Annotated in this window: 16 protein-coding genes and 1 tRNA gene; 10 read left to right on the top strand and 7 right to left on the bottom strand. The window is 60.8% G+C overall.

From position 1 onward, the window contains the following. Positions 1 to 88: 88 nt before the first annotated feature. From infB to AB8B33_RS22925, 7 genes are all read left to right on the top strand, one after another. Positions 89 to 2854 carry a translation initiation factor IF-2 gene (gene infB, locus AB8B33_RS22955; protein ID WP_439016990.1) on the top strand — a complete coding sequence of 922 codons (2766 nt, stop codon included), beginning with the start codon at positions 89 to 91 and terminating at the stop codon, positions 2852 to 2854. A 75-nt stretch (positions 2855 to 2929) separates the two neighbouring features. After that, positions 2930 to 3331 carry a 30S ribosome-binding factor RbfA gene (rbfA, locus tag AB8B33_RS22950; RefSeq protein ID WP_113320486.1) on the top strand — a complete coding sequence of 134 codons (402 nt, stop codon included), beginning with the start codon at positions 2930 to 2932 and terminating at the stop codon, positions 3329 to 3331. A gap of 12 nt (positions 3332 to 3343) precedes the next feature. Continuing rightward, entirely contained in the window at positions 3344 to 4276 is a 933-nt protein-coding gene (gene truB / locus AB8B33_RS22945) for a tRNA pseudouridine(55) synthase TruB (RefSeq protein WP_439016989.1), read from the top strand. 97 nt (positions 4277 to 4373) lie between these two features. Further along, positions 4374 to 5225: an alpha/beta fold hydrolase gene (locus AB8B33_RS22940; RefSeq protein WP_439016988.1), complete on the top strand. Its 852-nt coding sequence runs from the start codon at positions 4374 to 4376 to the stop codon at positions 5223 to 5225. A 150-nt stretch (positions 5226 to 5375) separates the two neighbouring features. Next, positions 5376 to 5645, top strand: coding sequence for a 30S ribosomal protein S15 (gene rpsO, locus AB8B33_RS22935; RefSeq protein WP_007817719.1), 270 nt, complete (start codon positions 5376 to 5378; stop codon positions 5643 to 5645). Positions 5646 to 5978: 333 nt separating this feature from the next. Further along, positions 5979 to 8129: a polyribonucleotide nucleotidyltransferase gene (gene pnp / locus AB8B33_RS22930; RefSeq protein ID WP_439016987.1), complete on the top strand. Its 2151-nt coding sequence runs from the start codon at positions 5979 to 5981 to the stop codon at positions 8127 to 8129. A 131-nt stretch (positions 8130 to 8260) separates the two neighbouring features. Beyond that, positions 8261 to 9277 (top strand): class I SAM-dependent methyltransferase, encoded by a 1017-nt coding sequence (locus AB8B33_RS22925; RefSeq protein WP_439016986.1) that lies wholly within the window; start codon positions 8261 to 8263, stop codon positions 9275 to 9277. 46 nt (positions 9278 to 9323) lie between these two features. On the opposite strand, the gene fabI is transcribed toward AB8B33_RS22925, so the two are convergent. Genes fabI through fabA form a run of 3 tightly spaced genes read right to left on the bottom strand, consistent with a single transcriptional unit; the run spans position 9324 to position 11930 of the window. Then, entirely contained in the window at positions 9324 to 10130 is an 807-nt protein-coding gene (gene fabI, locus AB8B33_RS22920; RefSeq protein WP_113320481.1) for an enoyl-ACP reductase FabI, read from the bottom strand. Positions 10131 to 10135: 5 nt separating this feature from the next. Beyond that, entirely contained in the window at positions 10136 to 11368 is a 1233-nt protein-coding gene (gene fabB / locus AB8B33_RS22915) for a beta-ketoacyl-ACP synthase I (protein ID WP_037100386.1), read from the bottom strand. A 46-nt stretch (positions 11369 to 11414) separates the two neighbouring features. After that, the gene (gene fabA, locus AB8B33_RS22910) at positions 11415 to 11930 is read right to left on the bottom strand and encodes a 3-hydroxyacyl-[acyl-carrier-protein] dehydratase FabA (protein ID WP_113320480.1); all 516 of its coding nucleotides are present in this window, start codon (positions 11928 to 11930) and stop codon (positions 11415 to 11417) included. A 303-nt stretch (positions 11931 to 12233) separates the two neighbouring features. Between fabA and irrA the strand changes: the two genes are divergently transcribed. After that, complete coding sequence (gene irrA, locus AB8B33_RS22905; protein ID WP_439016985.1) at positions 12234 to 12653, top strand: iron response transcriptional regulator IrrA; 420 nt, start codon at positions 12234 to 12236, stop codon at positions 12651 to 12653. A 3-nt stretch (positions 12654 to 12656) separates the two neighbouring features. Here irrA and AB8B33_RS22900 read toward each other — a convergent pair whose 3' ends face one another. Further along, complete coding sequence (locus tag AB8B33_RS22900) at positions 12657 to 13292, bottom strand: trimeric intracellular cation channel family protein (RefSeq protein ID WP_007814141.1); 636 nt, start codon at positions 13290 to 13292, stop codon at positions 12657 to 12659. A 113-nt stretch (positions 13293 to 13405) separates the two neighbouring features. Between AB8B33_RS22900 and AB8B33_RS22895 the strand changes: the two genes are divergently transcribed. Next, positions 13406 to 13879 carry a hypothetical protein gene (locus tag AB8B33_RS22895; protein WP_113320580.1) on the top strand — a complete coding sequence of 158 codons (474 nt, stop codon included), beginning with the start codon at positions 13406 to 13408 and terminating at the stop codon, positions 13877 to 13879. A 121-nt stretch (positions 13880 to 14000) separates the two neighbouring features. Here the strand turns inward: AB8B33_RS22895 and AB8B33_RS22890 are convergent, their stop codons facing one another. The 3 genes from AB8B33_RS22890 to AB8B33_RS22880 form a co-directional block, all read right to left on the bottom strand. Continuing rightward, positions 14001 to 14723, bottom strand: coding sequence for a YoaK family protein (locus AB8B33_RS22890; RefSeq protein ID WP_310379935.1), 723 nt, complete (start codon positions 14721 to 14723; stop codon positions 14001 to 14003). Positions 14724 to 14876: 153 nt separating this feature from the next. Beyond that, positions 14877 to 14952: transfer RNA gene (locus AB8B33_RS22885), tRNA-Ala, on the bottom strand. Between the two features lie 148 nt (positions 14953 to 15100). Then, on the bottom strand, positions 15101 to 15481 hold the full coding sequence (locus tag AB8B33_RS22880; protein WP_113320477.1) for a TIGR02300 family protein: 381 nt from the start codon (positions 15479 to 15481) through the stop codon (positions 15101 to 15103). Positions 15482 to 15756: 275 nt separating this feature from the next. Between AB8B33_RS22880 and aroA the strand changes: the two genes are divergently transcribed. Next, entirely contained in the window at positions 15757 to 17109 is a 1353-nt protein-coding gene (aroA, locus tag AB8B33_RS22875) for a 3-phosphoshikimate 1-carboxyvinyltransferase (RefSeq protein ID WP_439016984.1), read from the top strand.

Below are 17109 nucleotides of genomic sequence, written 5' to 3'. Positions count from 1 at the left end.
GAAGCCGGCCGCAATATCATTGATCGATTGTATGTGATTGACAGGGTCTGATGGCTTCATCGTTCCCTGTCCGAAGGAACGGGAACGAATGACCGACAGCAACGACGACAAGACAATCAGCGCAACGGGGAAGAAAACCCTCACCCTGAAACCATCAGGAATGAGCCAGGGTACCGTTCGCCAGGATATGGGTCGCGGTCGCACCAAGGCGGTCGTCGTCGAGACCCGCAAGCGGCGCCCGATGCGCCCTGAAGACGAAAAGCCGACGACACCTGCTCCCGTAGCTCCGGTGCGCGCGCCTGAACCGGCGCCGGCGCCTGTGCAGGCGCGCCCGCAGCAGTCGGCTCCGGCCCCGCGCATTCAACAGCCTGGTGGCCAGAACAACCAGCGCCCGCAGCAGACAAACCAGCGTCCGCAGCAATCCTACCAGCCGCAGCGTCAGCAGGATCGTCCGCGTCCCGTGGTGCTGAACCACCTTTCGCCTGAGGAAATGGATGCCCGTCGCCGCGCGCTTGCCGACGCGCAAGCCCGTGACGCGCAGGACGCCATCCGTCGTGCTGAGGAAGAAAAGCGCCGCGCGGCAGAAGAGGCCGTACGCCAGGCCGCCGAAGCGGAGGAAGCCAAGCTGCGCGCCGCAGAAGAGGCCGTACGCCAGGCGGAGGCCGCAGCAGCAGCCCTGGCCGAACCACCTGCCGCTCCTGCAGTGGAAGCACGTGTTGAAACTCCTCGTCCGCAGCAGCCGGCACCGGCAGCCGCGCCGGCCGCTCGCCGTCCGGAAACCGCTCCGTCGCCCTCAACCGCCCGGCCTGCGCCAGGCGCACCGGCAGGTGTGCGTGGTCGCCGTAATGAAGGCGAAGAGGAAGACCGCGGTGCTTCGCGCAGCGGTCCGGTCCGTGGCCGCCCGGTTCGTCCGGAGCCCGCAAAGCCGGTGACAACCCGCCCGAAGAGCGAGGAAGACCGCCGCCGCGGCAAGCTGACCGTTACCACCGCAAACGTCGATGACGACGGCAATGCACGCGGGCGTTCGCTTTCGGCCATGCGCCGCCGGCAGGAAAAGTTCCGCCGCAGCCAGATGCAGGAGACGCGCGAGAAGATCACCCGCGAGGTCGTACTGCCCGAAACCATCACGATCCAGGAACTGTCGCAGCGCATGTCTGAACGTGCCGTTGACGTCATCAAGTACCTGATGAAGGAAGGCCAGATGATGAAGCCGGGCGACGTCATCGACGCCGACCTCGCTGAGCTCATTGCCGGTGAATTCGGCCATACGGTCAGGCGCGTATCCGAATCCGACGTCGAACTCGGCATCTTCAATGTGTCCGACGAGCAGGGCGAACTGGTTTCGCGCCCGCCTGTCGTCACCATCATGGGCCACGTCGACCACGGCAAGACCTCGCTGCTCGACGCTATCCGCCATGCCAACGTGGTCTCCGGCGAAGCCGGTGGCATCACGCAGCATATCGGCGCCTATCAGGTGGAACAGAACGGCCAGAAGATCACCTTCATCGATACTCCCGGCCACGCAGCCTTTACGGCGATGCGTGCCCGCGGTGCGCAGGCTACCGATATCGCGATCCTTGTGGTCGCGGCTGACGATAGCGTGATGCCGCAGACGATCGAATCCATCAACCACGCCAAGGCGGCCGGTGTTCCGATCATCGTGGCGATCAACAAGGTCGACAAGCACGAGGCCGATCCGCAGAAGGTTCGCAACCAGCTTCTGCAGCACGAAGTCTTCGTAGAATCCATGGGCGGTGAAGTGCTCGACGTCGAAGTTTCGGCCAAGACCGGCAAGAACCTCGATAAGCTGCTCGAAGCGATCCTGCTGCAGGCCGAAATTCTCGACCTTAAGGCCAATCCGAACAGGACGGCTGAAGGTACTGTCATCGAAGCCCAGCTCGACCGCGGTCGTGGTGCGGTTGCGACAGTGCTTGTCCAGAAGGGCACACTGCGTCCGGGTCAGATCATCGTTGCCGGTGACGTCTGGGGCCGCGTGCGCGCCCTGGTCACCGATAAGGGCGACCATGTGAAGGAAGCCAGTCCCGCGACCCCGGTCGAGGTTCTCGGTCTTTCCGGCACGCCGCAGGCAGGTGACAAGTTTGCCGTCGTCGAGAATGAAAGCCGCGCCCGCGAAATCTCGGAGTATCGTCAGCGTCTCGCCCGCGACAAGGCGGCTGCCCGCCTGTCGGGACAGCGCGGTTCGCTGGAACAGATGATGACGCAGCTCCAGAGCACCGGCGTGAAGGAATTCCCGCTGGTCATCAAGGGCGACGTGCAGGGCTCGATCGAAGCGATTGCCGGCGCATTGGACAAGCTCGGTACCGACGAGGTTCGTGCCCGCATCGTTCATTCGGGCGCAGGCGGTATCACCGAGTCCGACATCTCGCTTGCCGAAGCATCGAACGCTGCCATCATCGGCTTCAACGTGCGTGCGAATGCGCAGGCACGCCAGTTCGCCGAACGTGAGGGGATCGAGATCCGCTACTACAACATCATCTACGACCTCGTGGATGACGTGAAGGCAGCGATGTCGGGTCTTCTTTCGCCGGAACGTCGCGAGACCTTCATCGGCAATGCCGAGATCCTGGAGGTGTTCAACATCACCAAGGTCGGCAAGGTCGCGGGTTGCCGCGTCGTCGAAGGCAAGGTCGAGCGTGGCGCGGGTGTCCGCCTCATCCGCGACAACGTCGTCGTGCACGAAGGCAAGCTCAAGACCCTCAAGCGCTTCAAGGACGAAGTCTCTGAAGTACCGATGGGCCAGGAGTGCGGTATGGCCTTCGAGAACTACGAAGACATGCGTGTCGGCGACGTCATCGAGTGCTTCCGCGTCGAGCACATCACGCGCACGCTCTGATCGGGCGACGATTGAAATCTTGGACGGGCGCCGGATCATCCAGTCCGGCGCCCGATCCTTTTGGGATAAAGAACAATGGCAACAAGACCTACATCCTCGGCACCGTCGCAGCGCATGCTGCGCGTCGGCGAGCAGGTTCGCGCAGCAATCACCCAGGTGCTGCAGCGCGGCGAAGTGCGCGACGACATCATCGAGGCGACCGTGATCTCGATCTCCGAGGTGCGCATGTCGCCCGACTTGAAGATCGCGACGGCCTATGTGACGCCGCTCGGCGTTTCCGACCACACGATCGTCATCGACGCGCTGAACCGTAAAGCGAAGTTCATCCGTGGCCGGCTCGGACCGCAGCTCCGGCAGATGAAATACATGCCGGAAGTGCGCTTCCGCGACGATACCAGCTTCGACAATTACAAGAAGATCGACGACCTGCTGCGCTCGCCCGAGGTGAGCCGCGATCTCGACAATGACGACGAATAACAGAAGAGACTGATGTCCAAACCACGCAAACCCAAGGGCCGCCCGATTTCCGGTTGGCTGATCCTCGACAAGCCGGTGGATTTCGGCTCGACGGAAGCCGTTTCCAAGATCAAGTGGCTCTTCAAGGCGCAGAAATGCGGCCATGCCGGGACGCTCGACCCGCTTGCTTCGGGCATGTTGCCGATCGCGCTCGGCGATGCCACCAAGACCGTCCCCTATGTGATGGATGGCCGCAAGATCTATGAATTCACAGTGAGCTGGGGTGAAGAGCGGGCGACCGACGACCTCGAGGGCGAGGTTACGCAGAACTCCGACAAGCGCCCGAGCGAGCAGCAAATCCGCGAGATCCTGACGAAATATATCGGCACGATCAGCCAGGTTCCGCCGCAGTTTTCCGCTATCAAGATCGCCGGTGAACGCGCCTACGATCTGGCGCGCGATGGCGAGGCGGTCGAGATCCCCTCGCGTGAGGTCGAGGTTCATCGTCTGACGCTTCTCGCCTGCCCGGATGACAATACCGCGCATTTCGAGGTGGAATGCGGCAAGGGCACCTATGTGCGGGCGCTTGCCCGCGATTTCGGCCGCGAACTCGGCTCCTACGGTCATGTTTCCGGCTTGCGCAGAACTTTCGTAGCGCCCTTCGCCGAAGAGACGATGGTGCCGCTTGCAAAGCTGACTGCGCTCGAAGAGATCGAGGATATGGATGAGCGCCTTGCCGCCCTCGACGCCCTGCTGATCGACACCTGCGAGGCGTTATCGACCCTGCCGCACCTTGTTGTCAGCGATGATCAGGCGCACCGGCTGAAAATGGGCAACCCTATCCTTGTGCGCGGTCGCGATGCGCCTGTTGCCGAAAGCGAGGCCTATGCGACCGCCCGCGGTCGCTTGATCGCGATCGGCGAGATTGGGCAGGGCGAATTCCGGCCGAAGCGCGTTTTCGGCTGAGGTCGTCGGGCCAGCCGCAACAAAGGCGGCAATTGTCAGACGATCGCGATGCGATATGTTTTCCGGCGGGCCATAACGGCTTGTCATAGGGGAAAATATGCGCAAAATCGCTTTGGGAATACTGACGTTCTTTTCGCTGTTTCTCACGGTTACGATCGCTCAATCTGGCGAGCGCTGGGCCGAACTTCCGGCCTTTCCTTCCATGTCGGCGCCGAAGGCGAGCGGCATGGCTGAAGTCAACGACATCAAGATGTATTACGCCGAATATGGCGAGGGCGACCCGATCCTCTTCATCCATGGCGGGCTTGGAAATGCCGATGTCTGGGGCCATCAGGTCGCCGATTTCGCTAAGGATCACCTTGTCATCGTCGCCGACAGCCGCGGGCATGGGCGCTCGACGCGCAGCCAGCAGCCCTTCGGCTATGATCTGATGACATCGGATTACGTAGCACTTCTCGACTATCTGAAAATCGACAAGGTGACGCTGGTCGGCTGGTCGGACGGCGGCATCATCGGCATCGACATGGCGATGAAACATCCGGAGAAGCTCACGCGCGTCATCGCCCAGGCGGCAAATGTCACGACCGACGGCGTTAAGTCCGACGTCATGAGCAACAAGACCTTCAACGACTACATCAATGTCGCCGGTGAATATTACAAAAAGCTGTCGCCGACGCCGAACGAATACGACGCCTTCGTCAAACAAATCTCGGAAATGTGGGCGACACAGCCTGCCTGGACGGCAGCCGACCTCGGAAAGATCACGGTGCCGGTCACGCTCGCCATCGGCGATCATGACGAGGCCGTAAAGCTCGATCATACAGAGATGATGGCGAAGGAAATTCCAGGCGCAAAACTCGTCATCCTGAAGGATGCCAGCCATTTCGCCATGCTGCAGGATCCCGAAGGATACGACGCGATGATCCGGGACGCCATGGCGGGGCGCTGAAACCGCTAATGGTGCCCCTCTTTCCAACGCTGCTTATTTGGTTTATAGGCAGCGCCAGCATCAGGGTCTCCCCGATTGCATTCGCGGCCAAGGCTGGACGACATCCCGGCTTTTGGCGACTTAAACTCCTCTCAACGAAAGGATTGTCCGATGTCGATCACTGCTGAGCGCAAGGCTGCGCTGATCAAGGAATATGCGACCACCGAAGGCGACACCGGTTCGCCGGAAGTACAGGTTGCGATCCTCACCGAGCGCATCAACAACCTGACCGAACACTTCAAGGACCACAAGAAGGATAACCATTCCCGCCGTGGTCTGCTGACGCTCGTTTCCAGCCGCCGCTCGCTTCTTGACTATCTCAAGAAGAAGGACGAAGGCCGCTACACCAAGCTGATTAACGGCCTGGGTATCCGCCGCTAATGATTTTTCGGCGGGCGAAGCACTTCGCCCGCCGAATGTTTTTCCGGGAGTGCGTCTCCCGATGACATTTTCCAGGCGCGCGCTATCTGTGTGAATGGAAAGACGGCAGTTCCGGATGGGCCGGATCTGCCAAACCAACCGTTGACCTGTCATGGGGCAGGATTGCCGGATGCTTTCGGCCAGAGTTTCACAAGAGCTTTGGCCCGATTTCCCGAGGGAAATCGTCCGCTCGAAGCTTCCCGTTGTCTTGCCCGTGATGCGTCACACTGATTGTGGTCGACGCTATGCTGCTCCTCACGGAGACGGCGCGTTGGCTGCATTGAAGGACAAGACATGTTCGATACACATAAAGTAGAAATCGAGTGGGCAGGCCGCCCGCTCAAGCTTGAGACCGGCAAGATCGCCCGTCAGGCTGACGGTGCTGTGCTCGCCACCTACGGCGAAACCGTGGTTCTTGCGACCGTCGTTTCCGCCAAGGCACCGAAGCCCGGCCAGGACTTCTTCCCGCTGACGGTCAACTATCAGGAAAAGACCTATGCAGCCGGCAAGATCCCCGGCGGCTACTTCAAGCGCGAAGGTCGCCCGAGCGAAAACGAAACCCTCGTTTCCCGCCTGATTGACCGCCCGATCCGCCCGCTCTTCCCGGAAGGCTACAAGAACGACACGCAGGTCGTCGTCACCGTCATCCAGCACGACCTCGAGAACAACCCGGACATCCTGTCCATGGTCGCGACCTCTGCGGCGCTGACGCTATCAGGCGTTCCCTTCATGGGCCCGGTCGGCGGCGCACGCGTCGGCTACATCAATGGCGAATACGTTCTCAACCCGCATCTCGACGAGATGGATGAATCGAGCCTCGACCTCGTCGTCGCCGGCACATACGATGCCGTCCTGATGGTCGAATCCGAAGCCAAGGAGCTTCCGGAAGACGTCATGCTTGGCGCCGTCATGTTCGGCCACAAGGGCTTCCAGCCGGTTCTCGACGCGATCATCAAGCTCGCCGAAGTTGCCGCCAAGGAGCCGCGTGACTTCCAGCCGGAAGACTATTCCGCTCTCGAAACCGAAATGCTCGGCCTTGCCGAAGGTGAGCTTCGCGAAGCCTACAAGATCACCCAGAAGGCCGACCGCTACACAGCTGTCGACGCCGTCAAGGCCAAGGTGAAGGCGCACTTCCTCCCCGAAGAAGGCGAAGCCAAGTACACGGCCGAAGAAGTCGGCTCGATCTTCAAGCACCTGCAGGCCAAGATCGTCCGCTGGAACATCCTCGACACCAAGAGCCGCATCGACGGCCGCGATCTCGAAACCGTTCGTCCGATCGTATCGGAAGTCGGCCTTCTGCCGCGCACGCATGGTTCGGCGCTCTTTACCCGCGGTGAAACGCAGGCGATCGTGGTTGCCACCCTCGGCACCGGCGAAGACGAGCAGTACGTCGACAGCCTGACGGGCATGTACAAGGAGCGCTTCCTGCTCCATTATAACTTCCCTCCTTACTCGGTTGGCGAAACCGGCCGTATGGGCTCCCCAGGTCGCCGTGAAATCGGTCATGGCAAGCTCGCATGGCGCGCCATCCGTCCGATGCTGCCGTCCGCCGAACAGTTCCCCTACACGCTGCGCGTCGTCTCCGAGATCACCGAGTCGAATGGCTCGTCCTCGATGGCTACCGTCTGCGGCACCTCGCTCGCTCTGATGGATGCAGGTGTACCGCTCGCAAAGCCGGTTGCCGGTATCGCCATGGGTCTGATCCTTGAAGGCGATCGCTTCGCCGTCCTCTCCGACATTCTCGGTGACGAAGACCACCTCGGCGACATGGACTTCAAGGTGGCAGGTACTGCCGACGGCATCACCTCGCTGCAGATGGACATCAAGATCGCCGGTATCACCGAAGAGATCATGAAGGTCGCTCTTGGCCAGGCCCAGGGTGGTCGCGCCCACATTCTCGGCGAAATGGCGAAGGCCATCACCGAAAGCCGTGGCCAGCTCGGCGAATTCGCTCCGCGCATCGAAGTCATGAACATTCCGGTCGACAAGATCCGCGAAGTCATCGGCTCCGGCGGCAAGGTTATCCGCGAAATCGTCGAAAAGACCGGCGCAAAGATCAACATCGAGGACGACGGTACCGTCAAGATCGCCTCCTCCTCGGGCAAGGAAATCGAAGCGGCCCGCAAGTGGATCCACTCGATCGTCGCCGAGCCGGAAATCGGCCAGATCTACGAAGGCACTGTTGTCAAGACCGCCGACTTCGGCGCCTTCGTCAACTTCTTCGGCGCCCGTGACGGCCTCGTCCACATCTCGCAGCTTGCTTCCGAGCGTGTCGCGAAGACCCAGGACGTCGTCAAGGAAGGCGACAAGGTCTGGGTCAAGCTGCTCGGCTTCGACGAGCGCGGCAAGGTTCGCCTGTCCATGAAGGTCGTCGACCAGGCCACCGGCCAGGAAATCCCGGCTGCCGAAAAGGGCGACAAGAAGAAGGATGAAGCGGCCGAATAAGCCGCGCCTTCTCCGCTGATATCCGGGCGCGGGACTGTTTCCGCGCCCTTTTTGTATTCGACCTTTGCGCAATTGCGGACGAAAACCGCTGCGCAGTTTCCTGGAATTGCTCCAGATGACGGGACCAGATCATGAGCCGCGAGACGCTGAAGACCCTTTTCCACCCCTTTGCCAGCGAAACCGTCACGCCGCCAGGCGAAGGCGAGCGTGTGCTCTTCCTCGGCGCGGAGGCGGGCTTCGCCCTGCCCGAGGGCTTTGCCGCGTCCCTGGAGGCCGTACAGGGCTTCAAGCCGCTCTACAGACAGCTTCTGGCGCAGCGCATCGAGGCGAAGCCGGAGATCGACGCTGAAGACTATGATGCAGCGCTGGTGCTCTGCACCAAGCACAAGGGCGAAAACGAAGCCAATATCGCCGCTGCCCTTTCCCGCGTGAAGGCCGGTGGGCTGATCGTCGTCGCCGGCGGCAAGGAAGACGGCATCCAGCCGCTGCGCAAGCGTGTGGAAGGTTTCGGCCTCGATACCGAGCATATGCCGAAATATCATGGCGTCGCCTTCTGGTTCGGCCGGCCGGCCGATGTCAGCGAGATCGTTGCGAAGTTCGGCAAGTCGCCGGTTCGGGTCGACGGCCGCTTCATCGCCTCGCCCGGCATGTTTTCGCATGACCGGCTCGACGCCGGTTCGCAGCTTCTCGCCTCACGCCTGCCGACCGATTTTACCGGCGATGCGGCCGATTTCGGCGCCGGCTGGGGCTATCTCTCCGCCGAACTTGCACAGAAGTCTCCTAACCTTGCCCGCCTTGACCTCTACGAGGCCAACTACGAGGCCCTGGAGGCCGCCAAGGCCAATCTGGCGGAGAACTGCCCGGACGCGCCTGTGCGCTTCTTCTGGCACGATCTGGCGGGCGAGCAGGTGCGGGACAAATACGATCTCGTCATCATGAACCCGCCCTTCCATGAGGGCCATGCGGCTGAGCCTTCACTTGGACAGGCAATGATCAAGACGGCGGCCTCTTCGCTGCGCGGCGGCGGGCGGCTGATGCTGGTGGCCAATCGCGGCCTGCCTTATGAGCCGGTGCTTGCAGAGCATTTCAAGGATAGCGGCGAAACCTGCCGCAATGCCCGCTTCAAAGTGTTGTGGGCACGTAAATAAAAAAGGCGGCCGATGGCCGCCTTTTCTTTTTAAGCCTTGTCCGGCCTTACTCGACGTCTGCCTTGCGCAGCGTCTCCAGTGCCGGCATGGAGGTGATGTTGTAACCGGCATCCACGAAGTGGATTTCGCCCGTCACGCCCATCGAGAGATCCGAAAGCAGGTACAGCGCGGAGCTGCCGACGTGATCGATGGTGACGGTCTTGCGCAGCGGCGCATTGCGCTGGTTCCACGACAGGATGGCGCGGGCATCGGAAATGCCTGCGCCGGCGAGCGTGCGGATCGGGCCTGCCGAGATAGCGTTGACGCGGATGCCGCGCGGACCGTAATCGGCCGCCAGATAGCGCACGGAAGCTTCCAGAGCAGCCTTGGCAACGCCCATGACGTTGTAGTTCGGGATCACGCGCGTGGAGCCGTTATAGGTCAGCGTCAGCATGGTGCCGCCATCTTCCATCAACGGCGCACAGCGCTTGGCGATCTCCGTGAAGGAGAAGCAGGAAATGACCATGGTGCGGCTGAAGTTCTCGCGCGTCGTATCGGCGTAGAGGCCCTTCAGCTCGTTCTTGTCGGAAAAGCCGATGGCATGGACGATGAAATCCAGCTTGCCCCAGCGCTCCTTGATCGTGTCGATGACCGTGTCGACCGAAGCGATGTCCTCAACATCGCAGGGCAGAAGAAAATCGGAATTGACTTCGGCTGCAAGTGGCTTGACGCGCTTGCCGAGCGCATCACCCTGGAAAGTGAAAGCCAGTTCCGCGCCCTGGGCAGCGAGCGCCTTCGAAATTCCCCAGGCGATAGAATGGTTGTTTGCGACGCCCATGATGAGGCCGCGCTTACCCTGCATGATTCCGGTCATTGTTATTATCCGTTGTAGCGCTGGAACACGAGCGTGGCGTTGGTGCCGCCGAAGCCGAAGGAATTGGAGAGGGCAATGTCGATCTTGGCATTGTCGATGCGCTTGCGGACGATCGGCACGCCTTCGAATTCCGGATCGAGTTCCTTGATATGCGCGCTTTCGCCGATGAAACCTTCCTGCATCATCAGCAGCGAATAGATCGATTCCTGCACACCGGCGGCACCGAGCGAATGGCCCGTCAGCGACTTGGTGGACTGGATATGCGGCAACTTCTCGCCGAAAACCGCACGGATGGCGCCGATTTCCTTGCTGTCGCCGACCGGTGTCGAGGTGCCGTGCGTGTTGATGTAATCGACATCACCCTTCACGGTCGCCAGCGCCTGACGCATGCAACGGATAGCACCCTCGCCCGAGGGAGCGACCATGTCATAGCCATCGGAGGTTGCGCCGTAGCCAATGATTTCAGCATAGATCTTGGCGCCCCGTGCCTTGGCATGTTCCAGTTCCTCGAGGACGAGCACACCAGCGCCGCCAGCGATGACGAAGCCGTCACGGCTGACGTCATAGGCTCGGGAAGCGGTATCCGGCGTATCGTTGTACTTGGAGGACATGGCGCCCATGGCGTCGAAGAGGTTCGACATGGTCCAGTCGAGATCTTCGTGGCCGCCGGCAAACATCATGTCCTGCTTGCCCCACTGGATCATTTCAACGGCATTGCCGATGCAGTGCGCGGAGGTCGAGCAGGCAGACGAGATAGAATAGTTGACGCCGTGGATCTTGAACCAGGTGGCAAGCGTTGCGGACGCTGTAGACGACATGGCCTTCGGCACGGCGAAGGGGCCGATGCGCTTCGGGCTGTTGTTCTTGACGGTGATCTCGGCTGCTTCGATGAGCGTGCGCGTAGACGGACCGCCGGAACCCATGATGATGCCGACGCGCTCGTTTTCGCTGTAGTCCTTGTCTTCCAGGCCTGAATCGGCGATCGCCTGCTTCATGGCGACATGATTCCAGGCGCCGCCTTGCGACAGGAAGCGCATGGCGCGGCGATCGACCAGTTCGGCGAGCTTGTCGGCGCCGAGCTTGGGGCTGCCCCAGACCTGGCACTTGAAGCCGTGTTCGGCGAAATCGCTGGAGAAGGAAATACCGGACTTTGCCTGGCGCAGGGATTCGGTGACTTCGGCCGCGTCGTTTCCGATCGAAGACACGACACCTAGACCCGTGACAACTACCCGTCTCATCTGATCAAACCCTTGTTGTTTTCGTGAGCCGCTCGAAATGCGGTTTTCAGGCCGTCTTGTCTTTCGAGAGACCGACGCGAAGATCGGTCGCCTGATAAATGGTTTCGCCATCCGCCTTCAGCCAGCCGTCGGCAGTGCCGAGCACCAGACGGCCGCGCATGACGCGCTTAAAGTCGATACCGTATTCAATCAGCTTCGTGTGCGGGCGGACCATGCCCTTGAACTTCACTTCGCCGGTCGAGAGCGCCATGCCGCGGCCCTGTTCACCGAGCCAACCCAGATAGAAGCCGGTCAGCTGCCACATGCCGTCAAGGCCAAGGCAGCCGGGCATGATCGGGTTGCCTTCGAAATGGCAGGGGAAATACCAGTCGTCAGGGCGAACATCGTATTCGGCCCGCAGATAGCCCTTGTCGAAGGTGCCGCCCGTTTCAGAGATATCCGTGATGCGATGAACCATCAGCATGGGCGGCAAAGGCAGCTGCGCATTGCCAGGCCCGAACAGCTCGCCATGTGCGCAGGCGATAAGTTCTTCATACGAGTAGCTGGACTGTCTGGTCGTCATAAATCTCTGTTTCCCCCCGCGTTCTTGGCGATGGATGTGTGTCTTTAGTCCAAGTTCACCAGAAAATGAAGCGCAAGCATGGCGGCTTCATTTCTTCGTTCCGGACCGGGCCTGAGCCAGTATTTGGTGGTCGCATACAGGAAGGCCAAGGCCGCGACCAGACCTAATTGCGTCAAAAGGCCGTTTTTGCGGCCTTTCGAAGGCTCTTGTCCCCATTGAACTATTGAAAGGCTTTTGCGCAAAAGTTATATCGCTTTGAACAAACATGATTGCTTTTCGCCAGAATAACCGGAGTTGGTGTTAATGACGGGTGAAACCCCGATCGCCATTGAGGTCAGGCTGCGTAGCGCAGGCCTGCGTCCCACCCGCCAGCGCGTCGCGCTTGGCGACCTCCTGTTTGCCAAGGGCGACCGGCACTTGACCGTCGAGGAACTGCACGAGGAAGCGGTTGCCGCTGGCGTGCCGGTTTCGCTCGCGACGGTCTACAATACGCTGCATCAGTTCACAGAAGCCGGCCTGATCCGCGTTCTCGCAGTCGAGAGTGCCAAAACCTATTTCGACACCAATGTCTCCGATCACCATCACTTTTTCGTCGAAGGCGAAAACGAGGTGCTCGATATTCCGATCAGCAATCTGACCATCGCCAATCTGCCGTCGCCGCCCGAGGGCATGGAAATCGCCCATGTCGACGTGGTGATCCGACTGCGGCAGAAGCAAGGCTGACTTTTACATCACATCGTCAGGATGTCGGCCAGGCATGTGCTTGTAGGTCGGGAATGTCCAGCCGAACCACAGGGCGCCGCCGCGCACTGCGAAGGCTGCTGCGACCCCGCAAGCCGATGCGATATAGAGCTCGGCGCCAAGCGCATTGACGCCGGTAAAGACGCCCGATCCCACCAGGGCCGCCGTCACGTAAATTTCCGGGCGCAGCAGCACGGATGGTTCGTTTGCCAGCAGATCGCGCAGGATGCCGCCGAAGGTTGCCGTCAGCGCACCAGTGACAATGGCGATCGTCGGCGAGCCGGTCGCGGCCAGCCCCTTGGCGGCGCCGAGCACGCAATAGGCGGCAAGACCGACCGCATCGAGCCAGATCAGCAGGCGATAGCGCGATTCCAGGAGATGGGCGGTAAAGAAGACGACGACACCCGCAATGCAGCAGATGACGATATAGAACGGGTTCAACACCCAGAAGACCGGCACGCGGCCGAGAATGATATCGCGCACCGTGCCGCCGCCCGTCCCCGTCACGATCGCGAAAAACAGGAAGCCGATCAGGTCGAGCTGCTTGCGCGAGGCGGCCAGCGCGCCGGTTGCGGCAAAGAGGGCAATGCCGGCGTAATCGAGATAGACGAGCAATGACATCGAGGCCTCCAGACCGGCGGAACGAGACATACTGAATCATTGCGGCAAGGGCGGCGCAAGGCGGCGCATACAGAATGGAAGGCCAGAGAGCCTTTATCCATAAGAGGAAAGCCGTGAAGACGCTGTTGCCCGTACTCCTGAACATCGTTCTGCTGCTGGTCATGCCGGTCGCGGCTTTCGCACAGCAATCGCTGATCTCCGACCCGGAGATCTATGAGAAGAAGCATTTCCAGGAACAATGCACGGAAGCATCCTTCGGTGACGGTTTCCTCATCCGCCAGGATATCAACAATGACGGCCTCATGGACGTGGTCGTCAACGAGGGCGAACTCACCTGCGACGGCCAGAAGGGTCCGCAGTGCAACGAAGACGGCTGCACCTATAATTTTTATCTGCAGGTGGCCGAAGGCGGCTACTTCATGATCGCGACCGCGCAGATCTTTGGCTACGACTTCGTCCAGCGTTTCGGCAATATGGTGCTCGCCATGAAAATGAACCCGCGCTTCTGCGATCGCACCGGCGGCGACCCTTGCATCGTCACCACCCGCGTGCGGGGTACGAAATTCGTCACCATCTCCAAGAAATAAGCCTCAGATCGGAAAGAACGCCGAGGTGCGGCCGGCGAAGTAGTAGCCGGCGAGGCCGTACCGTTCGCGAAGAGCGGTCCCAGGTTCTCTGCGTTCAGGCTCGGCTGGGTGGTGACGGCGGTTATCTGGCACGCGCCGAATGCGGGCCGGAGGCTCCGATCTTTTGATTGAACCGACGCTGCAGGGGGCGCGGAATAAACAGGGCGACAATCGCCAACGCCATCGCGAAGACGGAGACCAGCCACAGCGCCTGCGCGCCCACAAGACGCGTCATGAGGGCCCCGCTGATGGCACCGAGCACCATGCCGCCCCATGGCACGATCTGGATGGTCCAGTCGAGGCGCCGGTCGCCAATGATCCAGCGGCCTATGCCGCGACCGAAACGCGACAGCGCGCCGGTCACATAGGTCAGGCCGATCGGCAGCCCCTCTATATGCTCGACCGCCGCATTCACCATGCCCATTGCGAGAACGATCGTATAGAAACGTGTCATCAACAGATCCTGCAGCGTCATCATAGAGGCTAGCGCCAGCATGAGGCTGACGCAGCAGAGCACGACGAAGATGCGCCGCTCCGCGCGATGCGCAACGACAATGCCGGCGGCATTGCCGAGCACGAAGACGATGATGGCCGACACAAGCACGGCGGCATGCCTGACATCGCCGCTGCTCAGCGCCAATGCCGCCCGCGTCGTATTGCCGGTCATGAAGGATACGAAGTCCCCGGTCAGAAGCAGGCCGGTGGCATCCGTCATTCCCGCAAGGAAGGAAATCGAGCCAACCAGCGCCAGTCCGGTCGCGGTCCTGCGGGTTCTGATGATGCGGCGGCGTCTTGCTCGTGTCATGGGTTCGTGTCCGGGAAGCGCCGAATCGGCTGGCCTCGACGCACGATATAAGAACCTGATTTCAGCCGTCTGCAAAAGTGGCAACCAGACAGCTTTTGACAAATGTCAGTTATGCTGACCTGAAGTGCTTACTGAACTGCATTTGGAGAGATTTGGTGGAGCTAAGCGGGATCGAACCGCTGACCTCTTGCATGCCATGCAAGCGCTCTCCCAGCTGAGCTATAGCCCCATCAGGGTGGTCCGGCTTGCGCCGGTCCTGGGATACTCCCAAGGCGTTCCCTCTGGAGTGGCGGCTTATTACTTGCGGTTTTCGCAGATGGCAAGCCTAAAAAATCCGGCCCGGGAAATTTTTGTCATCCGGGCCGGTATTCGTTCGCTCAGACTTCGTCTTCGTCACCGGTGACGCCGATGATGTCGCTCATGTCGTCATCCTCGTCATCTTCATCAACTTCGAGGAAGGTATCGTCGTCATCGCCTTCGACTTCGACGTCGTCGTCGCCGATATCAGGGATATCGTCGCCGGAAGCGGCGTCATCGGCGTCTTCGAGCGAAACCAGTTCGACTTCGGTGTTTTCGGTATCGACTTCGGCAACCTCGTCCTCATCCTGAACTTCGGCGAGTGCCGAGGTTTCTTGGAAGAAGGACAAAGGATAGGATTTGCCGGTATAAGGGGAGACGATCGGATCCCGGTTCAGATCGTAGAACTTCTTGCCGGTTTCCGGATCAGTGCGCTTTGTACCAAGTTCCGCTTTCGCCACTATAAGCCTCGTGAGAATGGCCGAATGAGAAATTCGGCAAATGCCGTCAAACCGGCGTTCTATTCGGAATTTATAAGCCGGTCCCCATAATCGCTACGGCTTCTCATGTCAAAGCTAAACTTCACGGGGCACTTCAGGCTTTTCACCGCCATTCCGGATGACCGTTCGGCAAGTTCGTGCTAACCAGCCGCGATTGCTGCAAGGCCCGCCGGAAAAACATCCCGGCACCGAGGCGTGAGCGGCCTGAATGTATTGCCTTTGCAAGGGATTAACCCATGTCGCAGGGTTCCGCATCGAAGCCGGCCGTCGCCCGCAGATCCTCCGGGCTTTCCGGAATCATCCGTATTCCCGGCGACAAGTCGATCTCGCATCGCGCGCTGATACTCGGCGGACTGGCATCGGGGGAAACGCGCGTTGCCGGGCTCCTCGAAGGTGAGGATGTGCTCAATACCGGCAAGGCAATGCAGGCCATAGGTGCCGTGATCCGCAAGGAGGGCGACGCGTGGATCATCAACGGAACAGGCAACGGCGCATTGCTTGCACCGGAGGTTCCGCTCGATTTTGGCAATTCTGGCACCGGCGCGCGCCTCATCATGGGCCTTGCCGGCGTCTATGATTTCGACACCGTCTTTACCGGCGACGCCTCGCTTTCCCGGCGGCCGATGGGCCGCGTGCTCGATCCGTTGCGCCGCATGGGCGTGCAGGTAAAAGCCATGGAGGGCGATCGCCTGCCGGTGATGCTGCGCGGGCCGAAAACGCCGGCCCCGATCCGCTACACCCTGCCCGTCGCCTCGGCGCAGGTGAAATCGGCGGTGCTGCTAGCCGGTCTCAATGTACCGGGTGTGACGACGGTTATCGAGCCGGCGATTACGCGTGACCATACCGAAAAGATGCTGGCTGGTTTCGGCGCAGAACTTTCGATCAAGACCGACAGGGACGGCACGCGGACGATCCGGCTGCAAGGCCGCGGCAAGCTGACCGGCCAGACGATCGACGTGCCTGGCGACCCCTCCTCCGCCGCGTTCCCGCTGGTGGCGGCTTTGCTGGTGCCGGGCTCGGACGTCACCATTTCCAATGTGCTGATGAACCCGACGCGGACGGGACTGATCCTGACGCTGCAGGAGATGGGCGCCGATATCGGGATCCTCGATCCGCGGCTTGCGGGCGGCGAGGATGTCGCGGACCTGCGCGTGCGCCATTCGGAATTGACCGGCGTCACCGTTCCGACAGAGCGGGCACCGTCGATGATCGATGAATATCCGGTTCTTGCCGTTGCCGCCGCCTTTGCCAAGGGCCGAACGGTGATGAATGGCCTGCAGGAACTGCGGGTCAAAGAGTCGGACCGGCTCTCGACTGTGGCGGAAGGGCTGAAGCTCAACGGGGTCGAATGCGAAGAAGGCAAGGACTCGCTTTCCGTCACCGGCCGGCCGGATGGAATGGGGCTTGGCAATGCTGCTGGCGAGCAGGTCATCACGCATCTCGACCATCGTATCGCCATGAGCTTCCTTGTCATGGGGCTGGCTTCGGAGCATCCTGTCGGTATCGACGACAGCAGTATGATTGCAACCAGCTTTCCGCAGTTCATGGATCTGATGAAGAGCCTCGGGGCGAAGATCGAGCAGGCTTGA

Origin of the sequence: Rhizobium sp. 768_B6_N1_8 (genome assembly GCF_051811225.1) — a bacterium.
Lineage (GTDB): Bacteria > Pseudomonadota > Alphaproteobacteria > Rhizobiales > Rhizobiaceae > Rhizobium.
Note: the sequence above shows the minus strand (reverse complement) of the source record. Positions and strands in the feature narration are given on the sequence as shown.

Coding starts and splice junctions, on each gene's coding strand:
- aroA (WP_439016984.1), top strand. CDS start 15,757: ATGTCGCAGGGTTCCGCATCGAAGCCGGCCGTCGCCCGCAGATCCTCC.
- AB8B33_RS22890 (WP_310379935.1), bottom strand. CDS start 14,723: ATGACACGAGCAAGACGCCGCCGCATCATCAGAACCCGCAGGACCGCG.
- fabI (WP_113320481.1), bottom strand. CDS start 10,130: ATGACCGGAATCATGCAGGGTAAGCGCGGCCTCATCATGGGCGTCGCA.
- infB (WP_439016990.1), top strand. CDS start 89: ATGACCGACAGCAACGACGACAAGACAATCAGCGCAACGGGGAAGAAA.
- AB8B33_RS22940 (WP_439016988.1), top strand. CDS start 4,374: ATGCGCAAAATCGCTTTGGGAATACTGACGTTCTTTTCGCTGTTTCTC.
- AB8B33_RS22925 (WP_439016986.1), top strand. CDS start 8,261: ATGAGCCGCGAGACGCTGAAGACCCTTTTCCACCCCTTTGCCAGCGAA.
- fabB (WP_037100386.1), bottom strand. CDS start 11,368: ATGAGACGGGTAGTTGTCACGGGTCTAGGTGTCGTGTCTTCGATCGGA.
- rpsO (WP_007817719.1), top strand. CDS start 5,376: ATGTCGATCACTGCTGAGCGCAAGGCTGCGCTGATCAAGGAATATGCG.
- AB8B33_RS22900 (WP_007814141.1), bottom strand. CDS start 13,292: ATGTCATTGCTCGTCTATCTCGATTACGCCGGCATTGCCCTCTTTGCC.
- fabA (WP_113320480.1), bottom strand. CDS start 11,930: ATGACGACCAGACAGTCCAGCTACTCGTATGAAGAACTTATCGCCTGC.
- pnp (WP_439016987.1), top strand. CDS start 5,979: ATGTTCGATACACATAAAGTAGAAATCGAGTGGGCAGGCCGCCCGCTC.
- rbfA (WP_113320486.1), top strand. CDS start 2,930: ATGGCAACAAGACCTACATCCTCGGCACCGTCGCAGCGCATGCTGCGC.
- truB (WP_439016989.1), top strand. CDS start 3,344: ATGTCCAAACCACGCAAACCCAAGGGCCGCCCGATTTCCGGTTGGCTG.
- irrA (WP_439016985.1), top strand. CDS start 12,234: ATGACGGGTGAAACCCCGATCGCCATTGAGGTCAGGCTGCGTAGCGCA.